Annotated in this window: 30 protein-coding genes; 5 read left to right on the forward strand and 25 right to left on the reverse strand. The window is 68.5% G+C overall.

Annotation, left to right across the window (positions count from 1 at the left end):
• Positions 1 to 227: 227 nt before the first annotated feature.
• From ACGFU7_RS26105 to ACGFU7_RS26115, 3 genes are all read left to right on the forward strand, one after another.
• Complete coding sequence (locus ACGFU7_RS26105) at positions 228 to 5,111, forward strand: DEAD/DEAH box helicase (RefSeq protein ID WP_393698738.1); 4,884 nt, start codon at positions 228 to 230, stop codon at positions 5,109 to 5,111.
• Between the two features lie 549 nt (positions 5,112 to 5,660).
• Complete coding sequence (locus ACGFU7_RS26110; protein ID WP_097921529.1) at positions 5,661 to 6,104, forward strand: hypothetical protein; 444 nt, start codon at positions 5,661 to 5,663, stop codon at positions 6,102 to 6,104.
• 94 nt (positions 6,105 to 6,198) lie between these two features.
• On the forward strand, positions 6,199 to 6,894 hold the full coding sequence (locus ACGFU7_RS26115) for a hypothetical protein (RefSeq protein ID WP_097921528.1): 696 nt from the start codon (positions 6,199 to 6,201) through the stop codon (positions 6,892 to 6,894).
• 82 nt (positions 6,895 to 6,976) lie between these two features.
• Here the strand turns inward: ACGFU7_RS26115 and ACGFU7_RS26120 are convergent, their stop codons facing one another.
• From ACGFU7_RS26120 to ACGFU7_RS26135, 4 genes are all read right to left on the reverse strand, one after another.
• Positions 6,977 to 8,050: a hypothetical protein gene (locus ACGFU7_RS26120; protein ID WP_179888483.1), complete on the reverse strand. Its 1,074-nt coding sequence runs from the start codon at positions 8,048 to 8,050 to the stop codon at positions 6,977 to 6,979.
• 170 nt (positions 8,051 to 8,220) lie between these two features.
• Positions 8,221 to 8,907, reverse strand: a complete 687-nt coding sequence (locus ACGFU7_RS26125) for a DUF317 domain-containing protein (RefSeq protein WP_097921527.1) — start codon at positions 8,905 to 8,907, stop codon at positions 8,221 to 8,223.
• A 78-nt stretch (positions 8,908 to 8,985) separates the two neighbouring features.
• Positions 8,986 to 9,267: a hypothetical protein gene (locus ACGFU7_RS26130; RefSeq protein ID WP_097921556.1), complete on the reverse strand. Its 282-nt coding sequence runs from the start codon at positions 9,265 to 9,267 to the stop codon at positions 8,986 to 8,988.
• A gap of 103 nt (positions 9,268 to 9,370) precedes the next feature.
• Complete coding sequence (locus ACGFU7_RS26135) at positions 9,371 to 9,742, reverse strand: DUF317 domain-containing protein (RefSeq protein ID WP_330830028.1); 372 nt, start codon at positions 9,740 to 9,742, stop codon at positions 9,371 to 9,373.
• Between the two features lie 396 nt (positions 9,743 to 10,138).
• Here ACGFU7_RS26135 and ACGFU7_RS26140 point away from each other — a divergent pair, with 396 nt between their 5' ends.
• Entirely contained in the window at positions 10,139 to 10,966 is an 828-nt protein-coding gene (locus ACGFU7_RS26140) for a sugar nucleotide-binding protein (RefSeq protein WP_366505242.1), read from the forward strand.
• A gap of 46 nt (positions 10,967 to 11,012) precedes the next feature.
• Here the strand turns inward: ACGFU7_RS26140 and ACGFU7_RS26145 are convergent, their stop codons facing one another.
• Both ACGFU7_RS26145 and ACGFU7_RS26150 read right to left on the reverse strand, forming a co-directional pair.
• On the reverse strand, positions 11,013 to 11,453 hold the full coding sequence (locus tag ACGFU7_RS26145; protein ID WP_366505241.1) for a GFA family protein: 441 nt from the start codon (positions 11,451 to 11,453) through the stop codon (positions 11,013 to 11,015).
• A 400-nt stretch (positions 11,454 to 11,853) separates the two neighbouring features.
• Positions 11,854 to 12,774, reverse strand: a complete 921-nt coding sequence (locus ACGFU7_RS26150; RefSeq protein ID WP_393698740.1) for a hypothetical protein — start codon at positions 12,772 to 12,774, stop codon at positions 11,854 to 11,856.
• A gap of 157 nt (positions 12,775 to 12,931) precedes the next feature.
• On the opposite strand from ACGFU7_RS26150, the gene ACGFU7_RS26155 reads away from it, so the two are divergent.
• On the forward strand, positions 12,932 to 13,096 hold the full coding sequence (locus tag ACGFU7_RS26155; RefSeq protein ID WP_179888481.1) for a hypothetical protein: 165 nt from the start codon (positions 12,932 to 12,934) through the stop codon (positions 13,094 to 13,096).
• Positions 13,097 to 13,258: 162 nt separating this feature from the next.
• Here ACGFU7_RS26155 and ACGFU7_RS26160 read toward each other — a convergent pair whose 3' ends face one another.
• The 19 genes from ACGFU7_RS26160 to ACGFU7_RS26250 all read right to left on the reverse strand — a co-directional run bounded on the left by ACGFU7_RS26160 (position 13,259) and on the right by ACGFU7_RS26250 (position 26,301).
• Positions 13,259 to 14,287 carry a SpaA isopeptide-forming pilin-related protein gene (locus tag ACGFU7_RS26160; RefSeq protein WP_097921554.1) on the reverse strand — a complete coding sequence of 343 codons (1,029 nt, stop codon included), beginning with the start codon at positions 14,285 to 14,287 and terminating at the stop codon, positions 13,259 to 13,261.
• 50 nt (positions 14,288 to 14,337) lie between these two features.
• The gene (locus tag ACGFU7_RS26165; protein WP_356723078.1) at positions 14,338 to 14,832 is read right to left on the reverse strand and encodes a hypothetical protein; all 495 of its coding nucleotides are present in this window, start codon (positions 14,830 to 14,832) and stop codon (positions 14,338 to 14,340) included.
• Positions 14,833 to 14,858: 26 nt separating this feature from the next.
• The gene (locus ACGFU7_RS26170; protein ID WP_356723076.1) at positions 14,859 to 15,335 is read right to left on the reverse strand and encodes a hypothetical protein; all 477 of its coding nucleotides are present in this window, start codon (positions 15,333 to 15,335) and stop codon (positions 14,859 to 14,861) included.
• A 33-nt stretch (positions 15,336 to 15,368) separates the two neighbouring features.
• Positions 15,369 to 16,247, reverse strand: a complete 879-nt coding sequence (locus ACGFU7_RS26175) for a DUF317 domain-containing protein (RefSeq protein ID WP_356723074.1) — start codon at positions 16,245 to 16,247, stop codon at positions 15,369 to 15,371.
• A gap of 41 nt (positions 16,248 to 16,288) precedes the next feature.
• On the reverse strand, positions 16,289 to 17,512 hold the full coding sequence (locus ACGFU7_RS26180) for an ATP-grasp domain-containing protein (protein WP_393698742.1): 1,224 nt from the start codon (positions 17,510 to 17,512) through the stop codon (positions 16,289 to 16,291).
• A gap of 56 nt (positions 17,513 to 17,568) precedes the next feature.
• Positions 17,569 to 17,907: a hypothetical protein gene (locus ACGFU7_RS26185; protein ID WP_097242940.1), complete on the reverse strand. Its 339-nt coding sequence runs from the start codon at positions 17,905 to 17,907 to the stop codon at positions 17,569 to 17,571.
• Positions 17,908 to 17,947: 40 nt separating this feature from the next.
• Positions 17,948 to 19,189: an MFS transporter gene (locus tag ACGFU7_RS26190; RefSeq protein ID WP_356723070.1), complete on the reverse strand. Its 1,242-nt coding sequence runs from the start codon at positions 19,187 to 19,189 to the stop codon at positions 17,948 to 17,950.
• Positions 19,186 to 19,701 (reverse strand): hypothetical protein, encoded by a 516-nt coding sequence (locus ACGFU7_RS26195; protein WP_356723068.1) that lies wholly within the window; start codon positions 19,699 to 19,701, stop codon positions 19,186 to 19,188. Before ACGFU7_RS26195 ends, ACGFU7_RS26190 begins: the two co-directional genes overlap by 4 nt.
• Positions 19,698 to 20,591, reverse strand: a complete 894-nt coding sequence (locus ACGFU7_RS26200) for a winged helix-turn-helix transcriptional regulator (protein ID WP_393698743.1) — start codon at positions 20,589 to 20,591, stop codon at positions 19,698 to 19,700. Before ACGFU7_RS26200 ends, ACGFU7_RS26195 begins: the two co-directional genes overlap by 4 nt.
• 30 nt (positions 20,592 to 20,621) lie before the next feature.
• Entirely contained in the window at positions 20,622 to 21,041 is a 420-nt protein-coding gene (locus tag ACGFU7_RS26205) for a hypothetical protein (RefSeq protein ID WP_097242942.1), read from the reverse strand.
• Positions 21,042 to 21,053: 12 nt separating this feature from the next.
• Positions 21,054 to 21,482: a hypothetical protein gene (locus ACGFU7_RS26210; protein WP_356723062.1), complete on the reverse strand. Its 429-nt coding sequence runs from the start codon at positions 21,480 to 21,482 to the stop codon at positions 21,054 to 21,056.
• Positions 21,479 to 21,937, reverse strand: a complete 459-nt coding sequence (locus ACGFU7_RS26215) for a hypothetical protein (RefSeq protein ID WP_097921516.1) — start codon at positions 21,935 to 21,937, stop codon at positions 21,479 to 21,481. The genes ACGFU7_RS26210 and ACGFU7_RS26215 overlap by 4 nt, the downstream gene beginning before the upstream one ends.
• Before the next feature lie 61 nt (positions 21,938 to 21,998).
• Positions 21,999 to 22,346, reverse strand: coding sequence for an SH3 domain-containing protein (locus tag ACGFU7_RS26220; RefSeq protein WP_393698745.1), 348 nt, complete (start codon positions 22,344 to 22,346; stop codon positions 21,999 to 22,001).
• Positions 22,347 to 22,544: 198 nt separating this feature from the next.
• Positions 22,545 to 23,264, reverse strand: coding sequence for a hypothetical protein (locus ACGFU7_RS26225; protein WP_366505232.1), 720 nt, complete (start codon positions 23,262 to 23,264; stop codon positions 22,545 to 22,547).
• Between the two features lie 56 nt (positions 23,265 to 23,320).
• Positions 23,321 to 23,998 carry a hypothetical protein gene (locus ACGFU7_RS26230; protein WP_393698747.1) on the reverse strand — a complete coding sequence of 226 codons (678 nt, stop codon included), beginning with the start codon at positions 23,996 to 23,998 and terminating at the stop codon, positions 23,321 to 23,323.
• Positions 23,995 to 24,456, reverse strand: coding sequence for a GNAT family N-acetyltransferase (locus ACGFU7_RS26235; protein ID WP_356723053.1), 462 nt, complete (start codon positions 24,454 to 24,456; stop codon positions 23,995 to 23,997). Before ACGFU7_RS26235 ends, ACGFU7_RS26230 begins: the two co-directional genes overlap by 4 nt.
• A 38-nt stretch (positions 24,457 to 24,494) precedes the next feature.
• Positions 24,495 to 25,199, reverse strand: coding sequence for a DUF3631 domain-containing protein (locus tag ACGFU7_RS26240; RefSeq protein WP_393698749.1), 705 nt, complete (start codon positions 25,197 to 25,199; stop codon positions 24,495 to 24,497).
• Positions 25,196 to 25,681: a hypothetical protein gene (locus tag ACGFU7_RS26245; protein ID WP_097921513.1), complete on the reverse strand. Its 486-nt coding sequence runs from the start codon at positions 25,679 to 25,681 to the stop codon at positions 25,196 to 25,198. Before ACGFU7_RS26245 ends, ACGFU7_RS26240 begins: the two co-directional genes overlap by 4 nt.
• A complete protein-coding gene (locus ACGFU7_RS26250) occupies positions 25,678 to 26,301 on the reverse strand; it encodes a DUF4913 domain-containing protein (protein ID WP_393698921.1) in 624 nt (207 codons plus the stop codon). Before ACGFU7_RS26250 ends, ACGFU7_RS26245 begins: the two co-directional genes overlap by 4 nt.
• Between the last annotated feature and the right edge of the window lie 147 nt (positions 26,302 to 26,448).

The raw sequence follows: 26,448 nt of genomic DNA on the forward strand, positions 1-26,448 counted from the left end.
GCTCTCTTCACGCTGGCCGCCCTCCGTGCGGTACCGCTCCTTCGGCGCGGAGGACCGCATCCATTGCACCCTCGCCGGTCTGCCTACCGATGCGCATGAGGGTATGAGCCGGCACTGACCAGGGCGGGCCGATTCGGCGCCTTAGCACGGGACTCACCAGTAGTGTTATGGCGATTCTGGTATGACCGACGAAGCGCGCGGACGGGCGCGCTACTGACTGTGATGGGGTGCGAATCGCGTTGAGCGGGATCACGACTGCGACGACGGTGCACGACGTTCTCAAGGCGATCCGTGAGGGCACCACCGTAAACCGGGATCGAGGGACCCGCTTCGAGGAGCTCATGGTGCAGTACCTGGGGGCAGACCCGGACTGGTCCGAACAATTCACCCAGGTATGGATGTACCACAACTGGCCCGGCGCGGAGAGCGATAAGCGGGACGTCGGTATCGACTTGGTGGCGCAGGACCGGAAGACCGGCGGCTACTGCGCCATCCAGTGCAAGTTCTACGAGCCGCATCACACCGTCCAGAAAGCCGACCTCGACTCCTTCTTCACGGCCTCGGGCAAGGGCGCCTTCACCCGCCGAATGATCATCTCGACGACGGATAGGTGGGGGCCGAACGCCGAGTCCGCCCTGGATGACCAGCAGATTCCAGTCACTCGGATCGGGCTGGCCGACATCGAGGCAAGCCCGGTCGAGTGGCACGTTCCCGCCGCTCCCGAGGGCCCGGTCGAGCTGCGGCTCCGGGGCAAGAAGACTGTGCGCCCACATCAGCGTGACGCGATCGACGCGGTCTTCGAAGGCTTCACCTCCCACCAGCGCGGCAAACTGATCATGGCCTGCGGCACAGGCAAGACCTTCACCGGTCTGAAGATCGTCGAGCGACTCCAGCAGGAGCGCGCGAAGCGCGGCGAGGGCGACCACACCACCGTGCTCTTCATGGTCCCCTCAATCGCACTGCTCTCGCAGACCCTGCGGGAGTGGTCGTACGAGACCGAGACGCCGATGCGGCGCTTCGCCGTCTGCTCCGACATCAAGGTCGGCAAGCAGAAGAAGGTTGACCCCGACAGCACGGACATGTCGACACACGACCTGGCACTGCCCGCCACCACCAGCCCTGCGAAGCTCATCAATCAGGTCGCGAGCGTGGAGGCTGGGCCCGGACTGACCGTGGTCTTCTCGACCTACCAGTCCATCGAGACCATCGCCCAGGCGCAGCAGGCCGGCCTGCCCGATTTCGATCTCATCCTGTGCGACGAAGCCCACCGCACCACCGGCGCCACCCTCACCGCCGGCGACGAGTCGAACTTCGTCAAGATCCACGACAACGGCTACATCCGCTCCGCCCGCCGCCTGTACATGACGGCCACCCCACGCCTCTTCAGCGAAGAGGCCAAGACGGACGCGAAGAACACCGAGACCGTCCTGTGCTCCATGGACGACGAGGACCTCTACGGCCCGGAATTCCACCGCCTCGGCTTCGGCAAGGCCGTCGAGCAGGGCCTGCTGACCGACTACAAGGTCCTCATCCTCACCATCGACGAGGGCAAGGTCGCCGAATCCCTCCAACAGCAGCTCGCCGACGACAACAACGAGCTCAACCTCGACGACGCCGCGAAGATCGTCGGCTGCTGGAACGGAATGGCCAAGCGCACAGGCAAGCTCGCCGACGGCTCCGGCTTCGAACCGGGTGAAGCACCCATGCAGCGGGCCGTGGCCTTCGCCCGGAACATCAGCGAATCCAAAGAACTCGCCAAACGCTTCCGCGAGGTCGTCCAGGCATACGACGGCGCCGACGAGGAAATCCTCCAGTGCGACGTCGACCACGTCGACGGCACCTTCAACACCCTGCGCCGCAACGACCTCCTCGACTGGCTGAAGCAGGACCCCGGTCCGAACAAGGCCCGCATCCTCTCCAACGCCCGATGCCTGTCCGAAGGCGTCGACGTCCCCAGCCTGGACGCCGTCCTCTTCCTCCACCCCCGCAACTCCGTCGTCGACGTCGTCCAGTCCGTTGGCCGTGTCATGCGGCTGGCCGAGGGCAAGAAGTACGGCTACATCATCCTCCCCGTCGCTGTCCCCGCAGGGATGCCACCGGAGCAGGCCCTGGCCGACAACCGGCGCTTCCGCACTGTCTGGCAGGTCCTCCAGGCCCTGCGCGCCCACGACGACCGCTTCAACGCCACCGTCAACCAGCTCGACCTGAACAACCGCCGCCCCGACAACATCATGGTCGCCAACGCCACGGACGACCGCGAATCCATCTCTGGCGAAGGGGACGGCGGCAACGGGCAGGGTGAGGCGAGCGCGGCCCAGTACGTCCAGACCGCACTCCACATGGAGGACTGGCGCGACGCGATCTATGCCCAGATCGTCAAGAAGGTCGGCCAGCGTCAGTACTGGGAGGACTGGGCCAAGGACATCGCCCAGATCGCGGAGCGCCACAAGACCCGCATCCAGGCCGCCCTCGCCCTCCCGGACAAGCAGGCCGCCTTCGACACCTTCCTCGGCGAGCTGCGCGCGAGCATAAACCCAGGCGTCACCGAGACCGACGCGCTCGACATGCTCACCCAGCACATCGTTACCAAGCCAGTCTTCGACGCGCTCTTCAAGGGCTACGCATTCGCCGAACGTAACCCCGTCTCCCTGGCCATGCAGCGCATGCTCGATGTCCTGGACGACCAAAATCTCGACGCCGAAGCCAAGACCCTCCAGGGCTTCTACGACTCCGTACGCAAGCGGGCAGAGGGCATCGACAACCATGAGGGCCGCCAGCGCGTCATCATCGAGCTGTACGACAAGTTCTTCAAAACCGCCCTGCCCAAGACCGCCGACGCCCTCGGCATCGTCTACACCCCCGTCGAGATCGTCGACTTCATCCTCCGCTCAACAGACCAGGCCCTCGCCAAACACTTCGGCACCTCCCTGTCCGACGAAGGCGTCCACATCCTCGACCCCTTCACCGGCACCGGCACCTTCATGGTCCGCCTGCTCCAGTCTGGCCTCATCAAGCCCGACGACCTCCTGCGCAAGTACGCCAGCGAACTTCATGCCAACGAAATTGTGCTGCTCGCCTACTACATCGCGGCGGTCAACATCGAGGCCGCCTTTGAGGACATGGGCGGAACGGAGGCGTACACCCCCTTCGAGGGCATCGTCCTGACGGATACCTTCCAGCTCGCCGAGGGCAACGCGGAACGCCTCTTCGGGGGAATCGAGGGCAACAGCGAGAGGGTCCGGAAGCAGCAGGCGCAGGATATCCGGGTCATCATCGGAAACCCGCCGTACTCGGTGGGGCAAGACAGCGCCAACGACAACAACCAGAACCTCAAGTACGCTGCGCTGGACGACCGGATCGCTCAGACTTACGCGGCAAGGTCATCAGCGACACTGAAGACCTCTCTGTACGACTCCTATATCCGCGCCATCCGTTGGGCCTCGGATCGGATCAAGGATGAGGGCATCGTTGCCTACGTCTCCAACGGTGGCTATATCGACGGCAACACTGCCGACGGGTTGCGCCTGTCTCTCGCAGACGAGTTCGATGCGATCTACTGCTACAACTTGCGCGGAAATCAACGCACGGCTGGTGAGCTGTCCCGCCAGGAAGGCGGCAAAGTCTTCGGCTCAGGCAGCCGCAGCACCGTCGCCATCCTGATCCTCGTCAAGGGCGGCACCACAGCCGGGACGACAGAAGGCTGCCAGCTCCACTATCGGGACATCGGCGACTACCTCAGCCGCGAGGACAAACTCCGCATCGTCGCCGGCCACGAGCTCAACACCGTGGAATGGCAGCGGATCACTCCGAGTCCGGAGGGAGACTGGATCAATCAGCGCGATGAACGGTTCGTGTCCTTCCAGGCCATGGGTGAGAAAGACAAGGCTCTGCGGGAGAATTCGATCTTCGCTCTTCAAACCAGCGGCCTCAAAACCGGCCGTGACTCCTGGCTCTACAACTTCTCTCATCAGAAGGTCACAGAGAATACCGAGTCGACGATTGATTTTTACAACGAGCAGGCGCACGGCTTCGAGGCGCACTGCGAAGAAATGTCGCTGGCTTCTCCGTCACCAACCGACGTCGACCGTTATATCGACAACGATCCCAAGAAGATCAGCTGGGATCGTGCCGACAAGGCCCGAATTGCCAAGGGGGAGCGGTACGAGTTTCACAGTGACCGTATCTTCATCGCCACATATCGCCCCTTCACTCGACAGTTTTCATACTTCGATCGGAAGCTGAATAACACCGTCTACCAACTCCCTCGTCTTTTTCCGACGTCGGAGCACAAAAACCTCGGCTTTTACACCACGGGCACTGGATCTGAAGAGCCATTCTCCGTCTTGATGACTGACGCGCTCCCGGATCTGCACGCGGTGGGAACAAAGAGCGTTGGTCCGCACTTCGCGCGTTATACCTACCGCGAGCTTGGGCAAGGAGACGACCTCTTCGCCGCCGCTGAGGAGGACGCCGACGATGGTTACGAACGCGTAGACAACATCACCGACGCCGCCCTCCGCGCCTACCGCAAGTCGTACGCCGACGGCACGATCACCAAGGATGACGTCTTCTACTACACCTATGGCCTCCTCCACTCCCCTTCCTACCGCACACAGTTCGCCTCGGACCTGAAGAAGTCCCTGCCCCGCATCCCCAAGGTGCGCGACTTCCGTGGCTTCGCCGCCGCCGGCCGGGCGCTCGCCGATCTCCACATCGGGTACGAGAGCGTGGAGCCGTACAACGGGATCGTGGAGCAGATCAGCGGAAGCGTCGACACTCCGCCCTCGGAGCTGTTCCGGGTGACGAAGATGAAGATTCCGAAGAAGGGTGGCGAAGCGGACCGGTCCACGATCATCTACAACAGCCGTGTCACGCTCTCCAACATCCCGGAGGAGGCGTACCGCTATCAGCTCGGTGCGCGTTCCGCGATCGAGTGGATCATCGATCGATATCAGGTGAAGGTCGACAAGGCCAGCGGAATCGTGAACGACCCCAACGACTGGTCGGACGACCCCCGTTACATCGTTGATCTCCTCCGCCGGATCGTGACCGTCAGTCTGGAGACGATGAAGATCGTGGACAGTCTTCCCGAGCTCGACATCCTGGAGTAGTCACACGCCTCAACCGACGGCGCAACACGCTCGCCGTCACTCTGACCAGCGGAAACCGTCACGACGTCACCCAGCTCATACTCCTGCTGGACGCTATACCCCCTGCATCCGCGGCCTGCGTGGCCGGCCACGCCTCTGGCCCCGGCAGCAGTTCGCCCACGTTCACGGTGGCGCCCGCGGTGCACAGCATGACGGTGCGCGCCTCCGGCACCCGATGATCCCGCAGTTCAGGCTGCGGCTCGCGGGTGCCGGAGCACCGGCAGCCGGTCGCGTGCTCCATGACCGGCGACTCCAGCCAGTACGCGCCGCTCAGCTGCGTCGGGAACGTTGAAGAACCTGTACTTCGCATGCTCGGGGCAACGCCCGTCCGCCCAAAACGGCCCGTGCCGTAACCGATCTGGAATGAAAACAGAGGCCCACGCCCTGCGCGGAAGTGCCGTGCCGAAGTCCTCCAGCAAGTCGTCCGCGTTCAACATTTCTAGAGTTGCAGCAGGTCAGGGGATTGCGGCACTCTCCTCGTGCAGGCGAGACGAGAGAGATGGAGACGGCATGTTCCGACGCAACCGTGCGGACCGAGAATTCCGTGAAGCCCAGCGGGCCGGCCAGGCAGTGCTGGCGATGCACACCGAGCTGCCGCTGCCGGACTGCCCCGGCCCCCGCGCAGCGCCGGCACCTGCCGCGCCGGAGTCCACGGTGGTGCCCGACTTCCTGCCGGCGGACTTCCGGGCGCCGTCCCGCCAGGACGTCTCGGGGTTCATGATGCGCTGGGACCTGCCGCTCGTCATCGACGGCGAAGTCCACCAGTGCCACTGCGGCGCGTACCGGAACTGGATCGTCTTCAACATGCGTGACGACTCAGTGTGGCTGCGCTGCGAGGCTGGCCACGAGGCCAAGGAGTCCCGCCTGGACACCGCCTGGTACAACCGCAACTCCGGTCCGGTCGACCACTTCCACCCCACCCTCGACGAGGGCCTGCGCCACCTCGGCCACTGAAGTCGCGAAACCCCTTCCCCCACCCCTGCGTTCGTCGGCACCCGGAGGGCCGACCTGGTCAGACCATCCATCTCGCATCACAAGGGGTTTTCGCATGCGCCGTTCCACCACGACCGCCCTCGCCCTGAGCGCCCTCACCGTCCTCGCCCTGACGGGCTGCTCCCGCAGTACCGAGCCCGCCGACACCTCGGCCGCGTCCTCCGCACCCGCGCACCGGGGCGGTAACAGCGCCACCGCGTCCGCGCCGCTCTCGTCGGCCAAGCTGAACGAGCGGCTGCTGAACGAGAGCGACCTGGGCGAGGGCTACACCCGCAAGCCCCAGGCCGCTGACCAGCACGACGACGTCACCGTCATCGGCTGCCCGGAGCTGGAGAAGCTCGGCAGCGACGCGGCCACCGGAGCCACCCTCGACTTCACCCGCAAGGCGAAGGCGTCCTTCACCTACGCCGGCAGCACCAACTCCGAGGTGAGCGAGGAGCTGTACAGCGACAGCGCAACGAAGCTGTCCAAGGGGATCGGGAAGGTCTTCAACGCGATGGTCTCCTGCCCGTCCTACCAGGTGGCGTCGGGCAGCACCGTCATCGACATGAGCGCGCAGAAGACGGCCGCGCCCGACCTCGGCGACGAGCAGTGGAGCCAGCTGCTCACCTACTCCGCCGGCGGGCAGCGCAGCGTCGTCAAGCAGACGGCGATCCGCTCCGGCAACGTCCTGGTGATCGTCTCCGGCTCGCCGGGCCTCGTGGACGCCCACCTGGACAAGGCGCTCACCAAGGCCCGCACCGCACACTGACCCGCTCCACCGTCCGAAACCCCGGTGTCCGGGCCTGTCCGTCCAACAGGCCCGGACACCGGGGTTTCGGCTTATGAGCCGATCAGCCCGCCAGGCGCAGTTCGCCGGGCTCGTAGCGCAGTTGGAATGTCTGCGCGTGCTCCCCGTCCATCCAGTACAGGGTCATGGTCGAGAGCATGCTTCTTTTTACATACCGGGTTCGTGAGGGCATTCCTTCGTCCTGTTCGACGATCCAGGATTCCACCCGTTCCGGCAGGCTGAACCTCAACGCGTATACGTCCGGGTGCTCGGCCGAGCGCAGTTCCCAGACGGGATGCGAAGCCGACTGAGACAGTCGCCGCACGCGCACGGCGTGCGTGGGGTGTTCTCTCGCGTAATTCACGAACCCGTACAGGTCATTCGACGCCAGCCCCAGAACGAACGGTGCTGCGGGAAAGGCCAGCACAAGACCCAACGTGGACCGGCTGTGCAGCGCCTGGGCGAGTTCATCGAGCGGCTCGCGGAATTGATCGGGCAGATATGCGTCCTCGGCGTACATATCCAGCAGTGGGCCGCGAAGGTACGCGCGTATCTGGTGCACCTTCGGCCGCTCGCCCGCGGGCGCGGCTTCGAGCGCTGCGTGAATCGTGTCGGCCGCGATTCGGACAAGGTTCCGCAGTACGGCGAAGTCCGGAGCAGAGAGGTCGATCAGGGATATCTGATGGGCCAGCGCGTAGTCCTGGGCTTCCTTGCTGAAGCCCGACGTGGAGAAGATCGCGTAGTTGTAGCGGTACCGCGTCCTCGGCCGGCCCGTACCCGCAGCGGTGAGCGTAGTGGTCTCGCCTTCGTTCACGTCGTGAATCACGCCGTGACCGTTGCGCACGGTCGGCAGACCTACGCGCGTCGAGGTCAGATACTTCGCCTCGACGAACAGGCGGACAGGCAGCGAGAACGGCGGGACGTACCTGAACTGCCCGAGCGCGTCGACCTGGTGCCACGCCCCGCGCCCACGGACCAGCAAGCCATTCTTGTCCTCTTTAAGGACCTTCCAAGGCTCTTTGTCCTTATCATCGTTGGCCGTGAGCACTTCGAAGCCGCTGGATCGCAGCAACCAGGCCAGCACCTCCTCCAGGAGGTAGCCGCGCAGTGGTCCTTTGCCTATCAGTTTGACTGCCACGGGAGCGATCCTATTCAGGGCCCGGATCCTGGATTCACGGCGCCGCCTCCCCGACACGGGTACGGCGAAGGCCCGGCGGTTCCACCCCCCGAGGGGAGAGGGAAACCACCGGGCCTGGAGGGGCGGGCATCACCCCATGTATCCCGTTCTTCGACCGCCCGCGATCGTCGTCAGCTGCGGTGAACGACCGTGAGGCGGTCCTCCGCGCCTTCGGGCAGCCGTCGGCGCGGCACCGGGCCGGGTGCCGCGAGCGAGGAGGCGAAGGCGGCGACCAGCTCGTGCGGGGCGCTCGCGCTGAAGCTCGCACACCACAGGTACGGCGCTCCCAGCACGGGCTCCGCCCATGCCTGCCACCCCAGAAGGTCGTCCCGGGGGTCGGCGTCGTGGATGAGCGGCGGAAGCATCTCGAGCGAGACGCTGGCGGAGAAGCCGGGGTCCGTCGCGGTCGTGCAGGGACGGTCCATGTCGCGCAGCCAGCCCCGCGCACCGAGCGCGGTGAGCACCGCCTCGGCGCCCTCGAACCCCGCATCGGGTGTGGCGCAGGCGTCGAGTGCGAGCAGGAGGTCGGCGAGGGCCTCGTGCGGGACGCCGGCAGTGAAGTAGGCGTTCCACTCGGTCATCGCCGAGACGGCGTGGGGACGCGCCGACAGCTGCCAGGCCACCGGGAGTCCGCCCAGCTCGAACGGGTAGGCGGCGAGGATCCACTCGGCGCCACGCAGTCCGTCCGGGCTCACGTAGAGCAGGGTGTTGCGGGAGGTCGGCCACATGCGCCAGCCGAGGTCGGTCAGGGTGTCGCCGATCCGCTCGGCAAGGGCTCCGTCATCGCCTGCCAGGTGGCGCGGGGTGACCCAGTACAGCGGGTCCGGCGAGTCGGGGTGGGAGGGCTCGATGGGGTGGTGCGGGTGCAGGGGCGCCTCCGTAAGCTCGGGGATGGATCACTGGCCGGTGTTCGGCCCGGTCGCGCCGCGTCGGCGGCGCCGGGGTGCCTCGACCGGCTCCTGCCAGGTCAGAGCCACAGCCACCGCAGGCGGCAGGGGGCCGAACTGCTCGGCCTCCTCGGACTCGGCGATGTAGACCATCGGCCGGCCGCGCTCGTCGACCGTGTTGTGCACAGCGCCCAGGCGGTGGGCCATGGGGAAGAAGGGGTTGATGGCGAGCCGGACAGGCGTGTCACGGTCGCAGGCGGACAGCAGGTCGAGGATGTCGCCGACGGTCATCTCGGGCGAGTGCGGGTCCAAAGCGTTCTCCTAGCGGTGGCGGACAGGGCCGCGAGAGCAGAGGCAGCGTACGCGTCACGTACGGAGGGAAGGGGGCTGCAGGTCACAGGGGCCGGGAGGTGGCCATGATCCGGGCCACGATAGCGGCGACGATCTCCGCCGGCGTGTCCGTACCGAAGGCCATCCGGTACCCCGGCACATCCGCGGTACCGGTGACGGCGATCACCCAGCCCTCGCCCGTCACCCAGTCCTCGTCGGCGCCGCCGGGACGGCCGTCGGGGAAGTAGCCGAGATAGAACCGGCCGTCGCGCGAGCTGACGTGCACATCGGCCCGGTCATCCACGATGTGGGTGAAGTCGGCGTCCGTGAACTGGTCGATCACCTCCATCGGCTGGCCGGCACCCAACTTCCAGGAGCGGAGCCGCAGAGCCGCGACCGTCGTGGCGAATCCAGGTTGCGTCGCATTCAATGCCACAGCATCACCTCTCTGACCTGGGGTTTTACGGGAAGGTCGTTTAGGTTGACATGCCGTGGCAGCGTCCACCAGTCCTTTGGGCGATCTTCCTTGTCTGCCACCGGCGAACTTGTCCGCTGTCGCTTGTGGGATCTCGGAGGCGTGCCCAAATTCCGCGGCCGATGCCCACCCATGGCCGATTGGTCACGGATCTGAGGCTTTCTGGCCGCTCTGTGCGCTCTGGAGGATGAGGGCGCGGTGGCGCAGCCCTCCTCTGGACAGTCGTTCGACAGTCCGGACTCCCGGCTGCTCCCGGTGAGCGCTTACCTCGGTGCCAGGCTGCTGCCCCATGAACACGTCGGGTTGGGGATCTATACCACCACCGTCGCGTTGGAGACGCGTCTAGGGTGTCGCCTCATGACGCTGCTGATCGTGGGTGGATCCGGATTCCTGGGCACCGAGCTCGTCCGGCAAGCTGTATCGGCGGGGCACCCGACGGCCGCGACCTATACGACTAGGCCCGGCAGCGCTCCGGGGGTTACTTGGCGCTCCCTCGACCTGCGAGATCCAGGAAGCGCGGAAGCCGTCGTGGCCGAGGTGAACCCCCGCGTCATCGTTAATGCATCGAGTGGCGGGGCCGACTGGGCAGTCACAGCCGAGGGACCCGTCCGCCTCGCGATCGCCGCGGCGAAGGCCGGATGCAGAATGATCCACGTATCCAGCGACGCCGTCTTCTCCGGCAAGAGCCATGTTCCCTACGACGAACACTGCAGGCCCGACCCCATCACCCCGTACGGAGCGGCGAAGGCTGCCGCGGAGACGGTGCTTCTGCTCCATCCGGACACCGCCGTGGCCCGCACCTCGCTGATCATCGGCGACGGACAGTCCGAGCACGAACGCACCGTCCATGAACTGGCCACCGGCACCCGCGAAGGCGTCCTCTTCACAGACGACTTCCGATGCCCGGTCCACGCGAGCGATCTGGCCGCAGCGCTCGTCGAACTCGCATCGGGCGACACGACCGGCGTCCACCACCTCGGTGGGAACCGAGCTCTCAGCCGACACGAGCTGGGCGTGCTCATCGCCCGACGCGACGGACTCGACGCATCGCGACTGCCCACCGGCCTACGGGCCGACAGCGCCCTTCCCGGGCCCCTCGACATCCGCCTCGACAGCCGCTCGACACAGCGCAAGCTGCGCACCACACTGCGTGGTGCGCACCAGTTCCTCGCCCCCACGGCCTGAACGCCGCAGCCGGAGCAGATGACGCTGCCGACTGGTGAACGGTTGGTCAACCGGCCGTGCTGTGCTCGGTCTCCGGCACCGGGGGCAGCCAGTGAACAGCGTTATCTCGGAAGGACACGTGGATCGGCACGAGGTCTGGGCCGCAGGTGTCGTCGAGAGCGGTGACGTTGATGCCAATCTCCGGGATATCGCTATCGATCGCCGCGAGGCGGCTGCCGCAGGTCGGGCAGAAGCCGCGTTTTGCCTCGCCTTCGAAGGTCTCGTACCAGGTCGGCTCGCCGCCTTCACCGGTCCAGGTGACCGTCTGGAATCCCACCCACCACATCACCGGTGTACCGCCGAGCTTTTGACAGTGGCGGCAGGCACAGGTGTGGGGGAAGACAGCTGGACCTCGGGTGGTGAAACGGATACGGCCGCACAGACAGCCGCCGGTACGTTGCCCGGCTGTTTCGGCTCCCTGGGCGTCGGCGGCGGGGGTGGCGTTCATAAGGTGATCTCCCGGGATTTCAGCAAGTTGGGCCCTCAGCGTGCCATCGCTTCTATGGTCGCCAGGGCGCTCTTAGTACGGCCCTGGGACTGGTGGGCTCGCATGTTCGGTGCCGCGTGTCTATTCATATGGACGAACGGCCGCCCCTCGTGGGCGGGGATGCGGGGCAGCAGGGCGGGCCGGGGACCTGAAGGCACCGCGCACCGTCCACCAAGCCGATTCCGACAACTTCCACCCGAACGCACCATGAAGCCCCTGCCCAACAGCCCGGGAATCTGTCAACGAGACCCTCCCTCCTATGCTCCGGCCGTGCTCTGTCAACGGCCACCGGGACGCCCAGGCGAGGGTCGTGGGACAGCCGGGCGGCGGCGATTGCGGTGGAGCGCGGCCTCGGGGACCGTCAGTGCGCCAGTCTGAGACGTGCCGACTCTGTGGCATGGGAGGCGGCTTCGATCAGTCCGAGTTCTCCGGCGAGAGTTCCCACGAAGGCATCGACCGCCTCGATCGCGTGACCTTCCATCGTGTCGGGCTCTGCGAAGTACGCCGCGAACTCTCCTGCACCGATGGTTGCCATGGTGGGCCGACTGGCCTGGTAGTCGGCCCAACTCGGCCTGTATACGGTGCGTACTCGGTCGAGTTCGGTTTCGTCGATCTCCTCGTGCCGGAGGCTGCGGAAGGTTTGCTGGCGGGCCTTCCACACGGCGATGTGGTGTTGGACAGAGATCGGCCCGAATGGGCCAGGAAGCGCTCGTTCGATCCTCGGCATACCCGGCTGAGTCGACCAGGGCGAGTTCAGCTCCGTGAGGACCGAGGTCAGTCTGTTGATGTCGATCCGCCCGGTCCGCTCGCCCTCCTCGATGACGAGCTGGGCGGCGCGCCGTTGCTTATGGGTGGCTGAGGGGTGGGCAAGTTGCTCGACCAGGGTGCGAACGTTCTGGCCTCGTCGGACCGCGGTCGTCTGCCCGGCGGCGCGTGCATGGGTACGCCAGGCTCGGCGCGCCTGCGGGGTGGGCACGATCGTGTCGTCGATCAGCCACAAGAACAGCACGACGCGGATTAGAGCGCGCTGCGGGATGCGCCCCAGGGGGGAGCGCTCCCGGGCCTCAAGAAGTCTGGTGAACAACTCGCGTCGCTCGGGCGGGAAGATCCGCGGATCGCTGCCGTGCGCGCTGGTCTTGCGCGGCTCGGGGTTGGCTAGCATGCCGTCCTCGACCCAGGAGGTCACCATTCTGAGACTGGCTTTCACACCCATCGCGAGCGCGTCGGCGACCAGGTCGGCCGACGTTCCCTCGGTCCACGTGGTGGCCTGATCGCCTTTCATGGGGCCGAACTTACATCGAGATTCGAACCCTGAAAGCTGCGTTCAGCACACGTCACCCGTAAGGCTTGGGTCCAGCAGAAACTGCGCCCCGCACCGTATCCCTGCCAGGAACACGCGGTGCGGGGGCAGCCGACACATCCCCTGAACGGAGACCGTCATGTCCCACCGTACGCACCGCCCCGCCCCGAAGCGGCGACGCGCCCGCCACCGTCTTGTCGTGGGCCTTGGGCAAGCAGCGCTCTACGCCGCTACCGCCACGTTGGCCGGCGGGCTGGTCCGCGAACTCCTCCACCTGGTCCACATGTCTGTCTCCTCGTGCTGACCTGAGCAACAGGGAGATGTCGCGTCCGTGCCAGCCGTGTGCGGCATCTCAGCAGCGTCCGGCTACGGGAACCGACTCGATCGGGCTGTCCACCCCACGCGCCCACGCAAAAGCCCCCGGAATCATGGAATCCGGGGGCCTTCAGCGATGGGGGCGGGCAGGTTAGTTTTCGTCGGTGGAGTCGTCCGTACGACGTCGGCGGGCCGCGAAGAGGGCACCCCCGCCGACGGCGATCAGCACTCCGGCGCCGCCAATCATCCACGGGGTGGCGTCCGCGCCGGTGTGCGCGAGCGAGCCCGCGGGGGCGGGGGCCGCGGTGCTCGACGCGGTCTCGTCGGTGGTCGGGGTATCCGAAGCCGAAGCCGACGCAGCCGGGGTGCCCTCGTCCTTGCCGGGCTTGTCCGGCGTGGGCCGGTCACTCGGCTTGTCGGTGGGCTTGTCGCTCGGCTTGTCGGTGGGCTTCTCCGTGGGCGGCGGGGTGGTGGCGGTCTTGGCGTTGGTGACGGTCACCGTCACGGGATCGCCCGGCTTGGCCTTGAACGCCTTCGACGGCTTGTAGATCTCGTAGCCGTCGGGCGCCTTGACTTGCTTGACCCAGAAGTCGCTGTTGGTACGGGAACTGGTGGGCAGCTTGCCGCTTGCAGTGCCGTCGGAGCCGGTGGTCAGCGTCAGGAGGGTCTTGTCACCGCTGCCGATGTTGACCGTGGATCCGGCCAGCAGCTTGCCGGTCTTGTCGTCCTTGGCCTTCAGTAGGACCGAGGCGTCCTTGAACGGATCCACGATCGTCAGCGGCGTGTCGACGCCGGGAGTGACGATCACGTCCTGGTCGTCGACAGTGTCATGCAACGGACTGCCGCTGGAGGTCTCCTTGAGACGGTAGACCCCGGGAGCGAGGTCCTTCAGGGCGAGCTGCCCCTGGGCATTGGTCTTGCCGCTGGCAGCCTCTTTCCCCGCGGAGTCGAAGAGAGTGAAGGCCGCCCCGGCGAGGACGTCGCCGCCGGCGTCCTTCTTCAGGATGGCCACGCCGCCGGACTCCGTCTCGGCCGCGCTCTTCGGAGTCGAGGACGCGGAAGTGGACGGGGTGGGATCGGGGCTCTGGGCCGAGGCGGTCGGCGCCCAGGACAGGCTGCCGGTCACCGTAGCGGCGACGGCGACAGCGGCTGGAAGGGTGCGAACGGAACGGATGCGCAAGTAGGAACTCTCCAAGGGAACACGTGCGGTTGATGGAGCAGGGTGGTGATTCAGCGGGAGCGGCCAGGCGCCGGACGCGGAGGTGCTGTTGCCGGGGTGGCCGGTGAACGGGAAGGCGCGGTGATCGCGTATCTGCGGGCTGCGGCACGGACGAGCTGCTGTTGCTGCTGTACGGGCAACTGCTCGATGCCGGACAGGCCCTGGGCGATGGCCAGACCGAAGGGGGAGCCGGCGTCGAGGCCGGCGGCCTGCACGATCTGCGCTGCGGCCTCGGCTTCGACCAGGACGCCGTAGGTGCTGGGGACACCGAGCATGTGCTCGGCGTGGTCGCGGGCACCGCCGAGGACTTCGGTAAGCGGGACGTCGTCATCGTTCAGACAGTCCTCGACGATGTCGAGGAGGGTCAGCGTCGCGCTGTGCAGCCGGTCACGGAACGCAGGATCCGTGATCCAGAATCCGTTCGGGCCCGACGGCGGAGGCGGGCCAGAGACCGCGGTGGCCGGCGGTGGCTGTCGGTGCGAGGGGAACCATCGGGGCGGGGACATCCGGAACTCCGTGGCGAGGTGGGTGGTCAGCGGCTGCGGGGCGAAAATGCGGTGGCGGGTGTGGGCTGGGCGACCGGTCGGGCTGGCGGTCGGGACACGGCAGGCTCCGGGAACCAAACGTGGGCGTACTGCTCGATCGCGGTGCGCAGCCCCGTGCCGTCCGCGCCGTGCCACGGCGGCTGGCTGCTGTTTGCGTGCCAGTCCCGGATGACGGCGTAGCCGTCGCGGCCGGCCACGAGCCCGCGGGCGGTGTCGCGGCGTTCAAAGGTGCCGTGGTCGGCGAAGCGAAGGATCGCGGTGTCGAGGACACCCTGCTCGGGGTGGACGACACGCAGGCGCAGTCCGTCGTACTCGCCGTGGCGGATGGTCGGGGCGAATCCGATGCACAGCCGCAGCTCCGAGTTTGGCTGCGGGGCTGCGTACAGGGCGTCGCCGACGATGGCGTACTGGTAGAAGGGCAGTTCGAGGACGTCATCGAAGAACTGCTGTGCGTGAAGGGGCACATGACCTCACAGGCAAAGGGGGCGATCTGGCAGTCAGCGGCGCGGGCTGGAGGGACGGGCGGGCAGGAGCGCTGAAGGGGTCGTGGTGGTGCTCCAGCGCGGGACGCTGCGCGTGGTGAGTGCGGGACGCCGTCTCGGCGCGGTGCGGTGGACGTCGAGGGGTGTGGGCACCGGGGGCGGCGGCGGTGTGACGGGCACGAGCTGGGCGTGATCACGCAGTCCGCGCGACAGGAAGTCCTTCCAGCGCGGCAGCGGCGCGGGGTCGGACACGCTCTGGGTGATGGCCTTCACCAGTGGCGTCGGGGTGTTCGTGGAGGCGGTGGCGTACCAGCGGGCGTATCCGTTCTTCGGGCCGCCCCACATGTACCAGCGGGCCTCCAGCGTGGTGAGTTCCCTCTCCGCGTCGAGCCGGCCGGTGGCGTATTCCAGGCCGGCCATCCCGTCCGGGGCCTGCAGTTCCATCACACCCCACCGTGGATGCTGGATCTGCCAGCCGCGGTTGATCAGAGGGGCGACCGCGTTGAAGGCGGCGAGTTCGGGGGCCGTGGGGTCGGGCTGGGCGAGGTAGTGCTCGGTCCCGTCCTGGTATGCCTGTGCCAGGGCCGTGGTGAAGGCGGTGACGAACTCGGTGGGGCAGCTGTCGTTGAAGCTGACGCCCCAGGCGGGCGGCCCGAAGCGATCCACGTAGGCGTTGATACGCCACAGTCCGTCGTCGTCGCCTTCGGGCAGGAAGCCGAGACGGACCTTGTGGTCGGGGGCGTTGAGGTAGGCGTTGCCGAGGTCGTCGTGGGTCAGCTCCCAGCCGAGCTGCATCAAGGGCTCAAGGGCGGGGTCGCCGATGCCGGTGGTGCCGGCCAGGTAGCGGGGGAAGACGTAGACATCGCCGTCGATGTCGAGGTCGGGATCGGTCAATTGGACATCCGGGAGGGTCGGGGCGGGCGCGCGGGGAGGCTCTAGGCGGGGGTGACCTGGACGGCCAGGTGCCGGTACGCCTCGGTGGAGCGGGCCTGCGCGTCTGCGGCGTTGGCGCCGGTGGTGATCAGGTAGCCGATGCGGGCGGTGAACATGTCGCCGCCGTCCTGCGGCAGGACGAGGCGGTCGCCGACTTCCCGCTGGAAGCTGACGCGCTCGAGCCAGGGGAATGTGTCGTCGAGACGGCGCTCGGTGAGGGTGCCGGAGTAGGCGGGGTAGACCAGCCGGATCGCCGCCGCCCGGCTGCGTGTCGAAGTGAGGTCGGGAGCCAGTCCGCAGGCCACGTCAGCGGCGGCGCGGGGGAGGTCGACGCCGGTGGCCAGGCGCACGAGGTGGCCGATCATGTCGCCGCCCAGGCGGGCGTTGACCTCGACCAGGCGCGGGCGCCCGTTCACCAGGCGCATCTCGACGTGCTGGACGCCGTCGGTGATGCCGAGCGCCTTGACGGCTGCCGCCGCGACGGGGGCGACCTGGGCGAGCAGTGGGTCGGCCGCGTCGACGCAGTGGGCGACCTCTTCGAAGAACGGCGGGTCGCCGAGGGTCTTGCGGGTGACGGCGACCGCGGTGGTGTGGCCGCGGTACGTGACGCACTCGACGCTCACTTCCGGGCCGTCGAGGAATTCCTCCACCAGGACGTGGGTGCTTTCGATACCGTCGCGCGCTCCCGCCGAGGCGAACTCGAAGCCGGCGGGCAGTTCCTCCACGCGGTCCACGCGGATGACGCCGATGCTGGCGGCGCGGGCAGCGGGCTTGAGGACGATCGGGTAGCCGATGGTCTCGGCGGCAAGCGCTGCCTCCAGCAGTGTGCGTGCGGTCATGGAGGAGGCCGAGGGGACTCCGTGCCGGGCGAACAAGGTGCGGGCGGTGGCCTTGTTGCGGGCCGCCTCCATCACCTCCGGGCTGTTCGTGGGCAGGCCGAGCCGGCGTGCGAGGCGGGCGGTCTGGGTGAGGTACCACTCGGTCCACGTCGCCACGCCAGCCAGCTGGTGGCGGTCGGCCAGGGCCCGACCGGCCTGGGCGAGCGCCTCGGCGTCGTCGGGGTCGGCGATCTCGAAGTCGCTGATGAATTCCTTTTCCCACGTGGGCTCGCCGGGGGTAATCAGCACGATGTCGTAGGACGCGGCGACGCTTTCGAGACAGTAGCCGCGGTACGCCTGCGCCTCCGATCCGGAGGTCGTCGTGACGAGGATGGTGCGAGAGGGCAAGGAGGCACTCCAAAGTGGATGAGCTGAGGCGTAGTTGAGAGATGACGCGCAGGAGTTCAGGGGGTGCGGCGGCGGCGCAGCTCGAAGGCGGGAGCCCAGTGGGGGTGGTCCTCGATCAACTTGCGGGCGTAGAACGCGGTGTAGTTGTTGTTGAGGCCGCGCACGCCCTGGGGCAGCCGCCACCGCAGTTCTTCGAAGAGGCCCTTGAGCCCGATGCGGGTGGCGCCGGCGGCTATCCGCTCGGCGGTCAGCCGCTCCAGGGCCCGGTAGACGTAGGGGTGCTCGCAGTCGAAGGCCAGGAACTGGTCGGTGAGCGTAGGCCGGGAGCCGGCGCGAAGCGAGGGACGAAACACCGGCAGTACGGTCTGGGTCGCCGTGGCGTCGGTCGTGGGCATCGGATGGGTCTCCAAGGTGAACGGTGGGGCGGCCGGCAGGTCAGGCGAGGGAGGCGCGCAGGCCGGGAAGGGTGCGCAGGCGCGCGAAGGCGATGAACAGGCCGAGGGCCTGCAGAACGGCGCAGCCGGTGATCACGTGGCCGAGCAGGGTGGGCGGCACAGCGGCAATGAGGACGCCGGCCACCGGAAAGGGCAGCAGGAGGACGAGGATCGTCAACGAGAGGGTGCTGCCGAACACCTCGGCGGGGATGAGGTGGGAGCGCAGGGTGCGCAGTACGACGGTCATGCCGCCCTCGCCGGCCATGAGCACCGCGATCAGCACGAGGTACGCGGTGTAGGTGTGGGTCAGTGAGACGGCCAGGCAGGCGCTGGCGGCGATGGAGGCGGAGAGAGCACCGACCGGCCATAGGCCCCACCGGTCGATGGCGCGTCGGCAGACGGCGACCGTGACCAGTGTTGCTGCGGCGGCTACGGACCAGATCACACCCACGTCGGCGCTGGAGTGTCCGAGCTGCTTGACCACGATGACCGGGGCCGCGGCCTGGAGGAGGCCGACTGCCAGGTTCGACAAGGTCAGCCCGGTGATCAGCCAGGCCAGCGCGGGGAGCGACTTGAGCGTTGTCCAGCCGGTGTGGAGCCCCTTGAGGATGGGCTCCGGAGCGGTGGTGCGCTGCTGGGCGGGTTGCCGGGGGGCGAACGCGCAGGCGAGGAGGGAGAAAGCGGCGATCGTGGTCAGCATCCCGGATGCCCCGGCCTGCTCCAGGAGCAGGCCGGCGAGTGCGGGGCCGGCCAGGGTGCCGACCTGGTCGATGCCGAGCAGTACGGACTGCACGCGGTGGGCACGCTCGCCGGCCGCGCGGCTGGCCACGCCGCCCGCGGTTTCGGCGGCGACGTAGGAGAACTCTGTGAGCACGCCGGTCAGGGCGGCGAGCGCCATGACCGTGATGGTGGTGCTGAGACCGCCCTGTAGTTCGGGCAGGGCCAGCGCGGCGGCCAGGACGACGACTGCTCGTGACCCGGAGGCGAGGCGGAAGACGCGGGTGGTGCCGTAGCGGTCGGTCATCGCCCCGGCGAGAGCGAAAGCGCCGAGGCGCGGGATCCACTCCAGCGCGAACGCGAGACCGGTCAGTGCGGCGGAGTTTGTGGTGGCGAGCACCAGCAGGGGGATGCCGTACGTGGTCATGGCGAACGCGCCGGCGTCCATGCTGCGGGGCAGGTAGATGCCGCGCAGCAGGGTGGGGACCGGGCGGCGGGCATGCCGCGGTCCGACACGGGTTCTCACGCAGCGCGCCCGCCTTCCGCCGGCTCCTGAGAGGAGCGGGCGTCGGCGTGATCCAGGGCGCGGGGGTTGGACTGCAGCCAGTCGGTCAGGGCATTGCGAGGTGCCGATGGCTCCGGCGTCGGCCCGCTCGGGTGCGGGTCGCGGCTGTGCAGCTGGAGGGTGTGCTGGACCCGGGTGACGAAGTCGACGGCGACGGCCGGGAATTGGCGGGCGCGGGCCCAGCGGGCCGCGGTGTCGTAGACCTCGGCGAGGGCCTCGCCGCTCTCGGTGAGCCGGTAGCGGTCGGGGGTCGTTTCGTCGGAGTGGACCAGGTGGAGGGCGCGGGCGGTGTCGATGGCGTGGCGCAGTTGCCCGGGAGTGAGGTCGCCGAAGGCACCTTGCAGGCTGCCGCGCCGGTGGCTGATGGGCCCGTTGTCGTCGATCTCGGTGATCAGGCGTATCAGGCCCGGCAGGGTAAGGGTCCGAATGGCGCGGCGTTCGTGCAGGAGGCTGTCGGGCAGGGCGCGGGTCATCGGCGCGGGCCTCCTGTCGGGGAGACCGGACGGGCGGGTATCTGATGGGAGAAGAGGTCGCCCGTTTTCCACGCCGGGCTGTCCGGGGCCGTGGTGGTCAGGGCGGGGCCGGCGGACCGTACTGCGGGAGCTGCGGGTGTCGTACGCCGCGACGGGGTGGTCGCCCAGGGGCCGGAACGGTTCTGCGAAGGGGCCGGGCCCTGCCCCCGAGGTCGGCGGGCATCGGTCTCGGCGGGCGGGGCCGCGGCCCAGGCGGAGACCGCCTGGAAGACGGGGGAAAGTGCCCGGCCGCTGGCGGACAGCTGGTAGTCGCCGGAGCCGCTGGCCGTAATGAGGCCGTCGGCGGCCAGTCGCTCTAGCGGCTTGTAGACGGCGGTCAGCCCGTAGCCGGGCATGGCTTCGGTGGCCAGTGTCTTGGCGGTCGCGCTGCCCCTGGCCTGCAGTGACCACAGGATCGGGGTGGCGTGCCGCGGCGCGATCAGGGCGAGCGCATCGTCGATGTTCTGGGCCGGCGGCATCCGCTCGGGCTCCATCTCGCCGGTGGTCTTGTTGGCGACCATGCCCTTCTCCAGATACGTGTCGCCCCAGGACGCGATCGTGGCGAGGACCGGCATCAGCGCAGCGCCGCGGCTGGTGAGGCCGTAGGTGACGTGGCGTGGGGCGTACTCCGTGCGCTCGACCACGCCGGCGCTGGTGAGGTGGCGCAGCCGGGGGTGGAGCTGGCCGTCCGCGAGCCACGGGAGCCGGGGCTTGATCTCGGCGTAGCGCAGTGTCTGCGAGGAGAGGGTCATCAGCACCCACACGCTCCAGCGCGGGGCGAGGAGATCCAGGGTCTTGGTGACGCCGGAGAGGTCGTGCGATGCGGAGGGGGGCGGCGCGGTGGTGGCCAAGGAAGGGGCTCCTCAAGCGGTACGAGTGGATCAGCGGGTGCGGGAGGCGGCGGCCGTCGGGGCTGCGGGCACGGGCGGAGCCGGGGGTTGGGTGTCCGGGGCCGTGGCGCGGCGCAGGCCGCCCAGGACGGCGCCGGTGCTCTTGGCGTAGGCGTCGCGGGTGGCGACGGACTCCGCGATGCGGCGGGCGCAGTCGAGGATGTGGCCGGCGTCGAACTGGCCGATCTCCCTGTCGGGGGAGGTGAGTTCGCGCAGGCGTTCCAGCTGGAAGGCGATGTTGCGTTCGGCGAAGGCCAGGGCGCTGTGGTTGCCGGTCAGGGCGGCGAGCAGGGTGCTCTCGGGGGCGTCGGCGAGGGCTTCGAGTTCAGCGAGCGGCTGTCCGTACAGCGCCTCGATGCGCTGGGCGATGATCTGGGAAACGGCGTGGGCGGGGTCGTCTGGCTGGGGCAATCGGTTTGGCTTTCAGGGGCGTCGGGCCTGCACCGCCCCGGCTCGGGGTCCGGCCGGGGCGGGCGGCGCTGTGGCGGTGACCTTGGGTCGCGGCCCGGCGCGCGGAACGTTCGGGTGGCTCGGCGGCGGTATGGTGAGGAGCAGCTCGTCGAGGGCGGATCCGTAGAGGTCGCAATTGGCCTCAGCGGCCTCAATCCACTGGTCGTGACGGTGCAAGTCGTCGCTGGACAGCTCGCCCATCTGGCAGTCGGACTCGGCGATGTTGTGCACCCGCTCCAGGTGCTCCTCGGCGACGGCGAGGAAGCTCCGCAGCTCCAGTGCGCACTGGAGTGCGGCATTCGCCTCACCGCAGGCTGACTGCGCGTACAGCGCGTCCACTTCGGCGCTGAACGCTTCCTGCAGTGCCGCATCGCGGCTGGTCGATTTGTCGATGACGCTCACCGCGCTGCCCCTCGCGCCGTCGTGTTCCGCGCGCTGGGCAGCGTGGGCGGGGAGGTGGGCAGGGCCGGAGCACGGCGGGCTGCGGGGGACGCACCGCGCCACGCGCCGGGGCCTCGCTTGCCGGGTGCGTTGGGGTCGAGGAGGTAGTTCACGACCATGGCGCGGCCGTCGCGGGAGGCGACAGCGGAGTTGACCTGGTGGGCCAGCTCCATGACGGGATCGTCCAGTACGTCGGCCGGCTGGGTGCCCAGCGCCTCGACGAGCGCGTCTTCCGCGGTGTCGAGTGCCTGCTGCGTTTCGGTGAGCAGGCCGTGCCAGTGCACGAGGGTGGTGGCCTCGGGGTTGGCCTGCGGTGCCGCCTCAACCGCCCGGCGCAGGTCGGCGATCGGCATCTGGAATCGGTCTTCGATGCGCTCGGTGAGGACGCTCATCACGTCTTCGCTGGTGTCGGGCACAGCGTGGCTCCCTTCATTTCGAGGATTCCGGTGCAGGAATGGGAAATTGGGGCGCGGCTGGTTAGTCCAGGCACATGTAGACGGTCCGGTAGACGTACGTGCCGGACACCCAGCCCGTTACGCCGGTCTTCTTGTCCGTGATGTAGACCCACGAGCCGGTCTTGGTCTTCTTGTGGACGGTGAACTTGTGGGTCCGGTAGAGGACTCCGACGGCGGTCGATTTCGACGACGCCGTCGAGCGGATGGTGACCGCGCTGGTCCCGTGCACCTTGTACGGGTCTGCCTTGTGGCACGAGGCGGAGGCAGCGACGGCGCCCGGAGCTGCGGCGTTGGCGGCCGTAGCGGTGACGGCGGGCAGCGAGAGTGCCGCACAGACCGCTGCGGCAGCGGCAACGCGAGTAATGCGCACGGAGTTTGTCCTAACTGACGATGGAGAGGGAATGCGGAAATAGCCCCAGACGGATGCCGTACGGGCTGATAACAAGAGTCCGCAGAATCCCCGGTTTCGGTAACCGGGTATTGCGTGCTATGTTCCGCGCCGCCTCACACGCACCGTGCGGCATTCCGTCGGTTTCGAAGACAGAAAGGCGTGTGCGCTGAGGGGAGTTCAGCGGCTCGGTCCGCGCGGCGGTGCGGGGCGGGCCGGCACGCCGGTAGCCGCAACAGTGGTGTGCCGGGCCGCAGGTGAGGCTGCGGGCAGCGGCGGCTTGTCGCCCCTCCAGTGCGCTTCCCACCACTGTGTGGCGGCCTCGAACGTCTGGAAGCCGCCTTCGCGCAGCGTGTGTGTCCATGCGTCGCTATCGACCTCTTCGAGCAGCACGCGGAAAGGCAGCGCCGCCTTCTCGTCGAGGGCCCGCAGCAGCACGGTGGTCTCGATCGGCTCGCTGTCGTACGTGTAGCTGGTGAGCAGCGCGAAGTGGTCGCCGTCACTGCGCAGACGCTTCTCCAGCACGCGGGTGGCGTCGTTCGCGGGGGCGGTGCCCATACCGTCGGGCAGGAGGATCTCCTCCTCGGGGCAGCCGCGGGCGACGAGCCAGGACTGCGCCATGGACGGCAGCGGCAGCATCTCGCTGGCGAAACGGAAGGTGCGGGTCGCCGGGTCGCGCTTGAGGTGCAGGGCGGCGATCTGGGGTTCCCCGGGGATACCCCAGGTGACGGCCCGGTTGTGCATGACGAAGAAGCTGTGCTCTCCGTCCGCGCTGTGGTGCTCGGCGAGCACGGTCATATCGTCCTGCTCGATGCCGATGCTCCCCCAGAACTGTTCGGCGACGTTGTTGTTGACGGCTTCGTATCCGTCGAGACGGAAGTCGGGTTCGTAGCTGGGCATCGTGGCTTTCGTTCGATGACGCCTGGGCGCCGTGCGCGTGGCGTGCACAGCGCCGTTCAGCGGCGGGGACGGGAAACGGCTGGAAGGGCCGGTGGCGGAGAGGGCGCGGCACTGGGTGGGCCGGCGCGGCGGGGAGCGGTCAGGGCGGCTCGGCCGGCGTCGGTGAGGGTGACGGGCTGTCCGGCCTGCATCGGGTGCGAGCTGTCGCGCTCCACGAGGCCGTTCGCCTCCAGGCGCTGCAGCTGGGCGTAGGAAATACGGGTGAGCGTGGGCGTCGCCACGGCCAGCCGGTGGGTGACGAGGTGTTCGTGGAGCTTGGCGCCCTGGGCGATGGCCAGCAGGGCCGCGACGTCCTTGGTCGGGATCTGTCGGGGCACCTGCCGGGGAGCGGCGGCCTCGATCGGCTCCAGAGCGGCGGCGGCAGTGGTCTGCTTCGCCTCTCGTAGGCGGGCGGCCTGGGCCAGCTGGTCGAGGGTGCGGTCGATCCGGGCGAACAGTGCCTGGTCCACGGGCAGATCGCTGTAGGCGAGACGGGCGAGCCGGACGCGGTAGAAGCCGACGTCCCGCTCGGCCGCCACGAGGTCGCGGTGAGCATCTGCCAAGGCGGCGTGCGTTGCGTCGAGGAGACCGTCGTCGCGGTGCTGCCGCAGCTCCTCGACGCTCCGGCCCACCGCGGTCTCGATCCGGTGATCGAGGGCGGTCCGGGTGAGCCGGTCGGGAGGGGATGAGGTCATGGCGGAGGGATTTCTGGATCCGGAGCAGACGCGTCCAGAGCGACACGGACCTCGACGTACGCGCCGTCGCGGGTGTGCCGGGTCGGGCCCAGCCTGTCCATGAGGCGGAGCATCGCTGTGTTGGACGCCTGCGTGAACGCGGCGAGGGTGTGCGCTCCGCGCGCGCGGGCGACGGCCGATGCCTGCCAGGCAAGGGCCGTGCCGATGCCCTGACGGTGCCGGTCGTCGGCGACTTGCAGTCCGAGGTCGGCGACGCCTGGCTCCCGGCTGACGGGCCCGACGCAGACGAGGGCCAGTGGCCGCCCGTCGGCGCCGAGCCCGATCCAGCATCTGACCTGGTCGAGCAGCCGTGTCAGGTCACGGGGCAGAAGGCGAGTCCGGCCCCAGCGGCGCAGCAGGTTCGCCTCGGAGCACTGCTCGTGGAAGGCGGCGACCAGGTCCCCGTCCGCCGCCGTCACCAGGCGGGTCTGCGCAAGGGCGGGGTGCGTCAGCAGGGTCAGTCCGCGAGGGCGCCCAGCAGGTCCGCGCGCCGGAACGCCCGGTAGCGGCTGCCGTCGGCCGCCCGCGGCCTGTGGGACTGGACTCCGTGGGAGCGCCGCAGGATCAGGGACAGCCGCAGAGCGTTGAGGTCGGAGTAGCGCCAGCGCGCATCGGCGTGACCGGGCAGTTCACGCAGGCGCTCGACCAGCTCCGCGGAGCTGACGTACTCCGGGGAGCCGTGGGCGTCGAAGACATCGAGGCAGGCGTGGACGATGGTCTGCGGGCGACTGGGACAGGACAGGAAGTCCTCGACCGCCTCCTCGTGGAGGTCGTCGAATTCGTCCATGCCCTCCAGGTCCTCGAAGTCCTCGAAGTCCTCGAAGTCCGGGTCGAAGTCGGGCTCGTCGTCCTCCGCCGGGTCGTACTCGCCCGGCGGGTCGGGCTCGAACGCGGCGGCGCAGCAGCAGGAGGTGGACAGCAGTGCGCTCAGCTCGGCCCCCGCTGCCATGCGCTCGACGAGCAGGTCGGTCAGCGTGTCCAGCTGCTCGCCGGCGCTGACCCCGGGCAGGTCGGCGGCGGCCAGCTCGGCGAGCTGCCGGTCGAGTTCCTGGATCTCGACGAACACGTTGAGGATGGCGCGGTGCTGCGGGTTCTCGGTGACCTCGGCCGGCGCCAGTACGGCGGCGGCGATCTGGTCGATCAGGGTGGGGAACTGCGTCAACGAACAGGGCCCTTCAGGGGTGGGGAGGCGGGTCGGGGAAGGCCGGGCACCGCATAGGGCGGTGGACCGGGCTTGGGTACGGGCTGCCGCGTAGTCAGCTGCGGTGAGCGGGTGCGAGCGGCATGGGGGCGCTCTCCGAGCGGGCGCCGCCTGATGCCCAGGCGGGCACGGGCGGTGTCGTACACGTCGTGGGCCTCGCGCGGACGTACGGCCACGACGTGGATCTCGGTGGTGTGCGTGGAATTCGCGGGCGCCGGCCGCTGGGCGTAGACGATGCGCCAGGCGTTGCGGTGGTCGACGTAGACCTTGCGGCATCCGACGAGATCGCGAGTGAGCTTGGTGCCGAAGAGGCGTGCGTCGACCACGTCCTGGAGCTGGGCGAGGGCCAGGTCCCGGATGTCGCTGGGGGCTTGGAGCAGGTCGGTCAGGGCGCGGGGGTCGAAGGAGAGGCCGAAGGCCGGCCGGTCCTCGCGGCCCGTCATCCGTCGGCCTGGCCGAGTTCGCTGTTCTCCTCGGGCTCCTCGGTCGTGGTGGTGGTCCGGTTCGAAGGCGGCGGGCCGGGCAGCAGGCGGTGCGCGGGCCGGCCCGGGTCGGTCATGCACGCGGACAGCGGACCGCCAGCCGCCCGCACGGTGGCCATGGCGTGGGTGAGGAAGTCCCGGTGCCAGACGAACAGACCGGCCGGCCCCGCCTCCGGGTCCTTGTGCTGCTGGTAAGCGAGCCATAGTGCGTGGAGCCAGGCGACGACATCGGCGTGTTCCTGCCACTGCTCGCACCACGGGGCGGCGGTCGTGACCTCCGCCCCGTAGACCCGGACGAGGAAGTCATCCACCCAGTCGGACAAGGAGTCCAGTTCGTCTTCGTACTCCTCGCCCTCCAGCTCAAGGATCGGGCGGGGCTCGGGCGGGGCTGCCGGAGACGGCAGGCCCGCGAACCCCGACATGCCCGGCATCCCGAAGGCGCCGAACGGCGAGTCCGCAGGCGGTGGCGCGGAGGCGAGGCTGTCGAGCTGGCGGGCCTGCTCCGCGGACTGGTCCAGCAGTTTGCGGACGCTCGCCTCGATGCTTTCCAGGTCGGAGTCCGGAAGCCGGACCGGTTCCATCTCCCCGTCGTCCGGGGGGGTTATGGATTCAGGCACGAAAAAGGGCCTCCTTGAGCCGCAGCCATAGGGCTTGAATTACGGCTCCTACCATCCGGAGAATCCCCGGTTTCGGTAACCGGGACTTGGCTGCTATAACTCTGCGCGCGG

Origin of the sequence: Streptomyces sp. NPDC048473 (assembly GCF_043200155.1) — a bacterium.
Classification (GTDB): domain Bacteria; phylum Actinomycetota; class Actinomycetes; order Streptomycetales; family Streptomycetaceae; genus Streptomyces.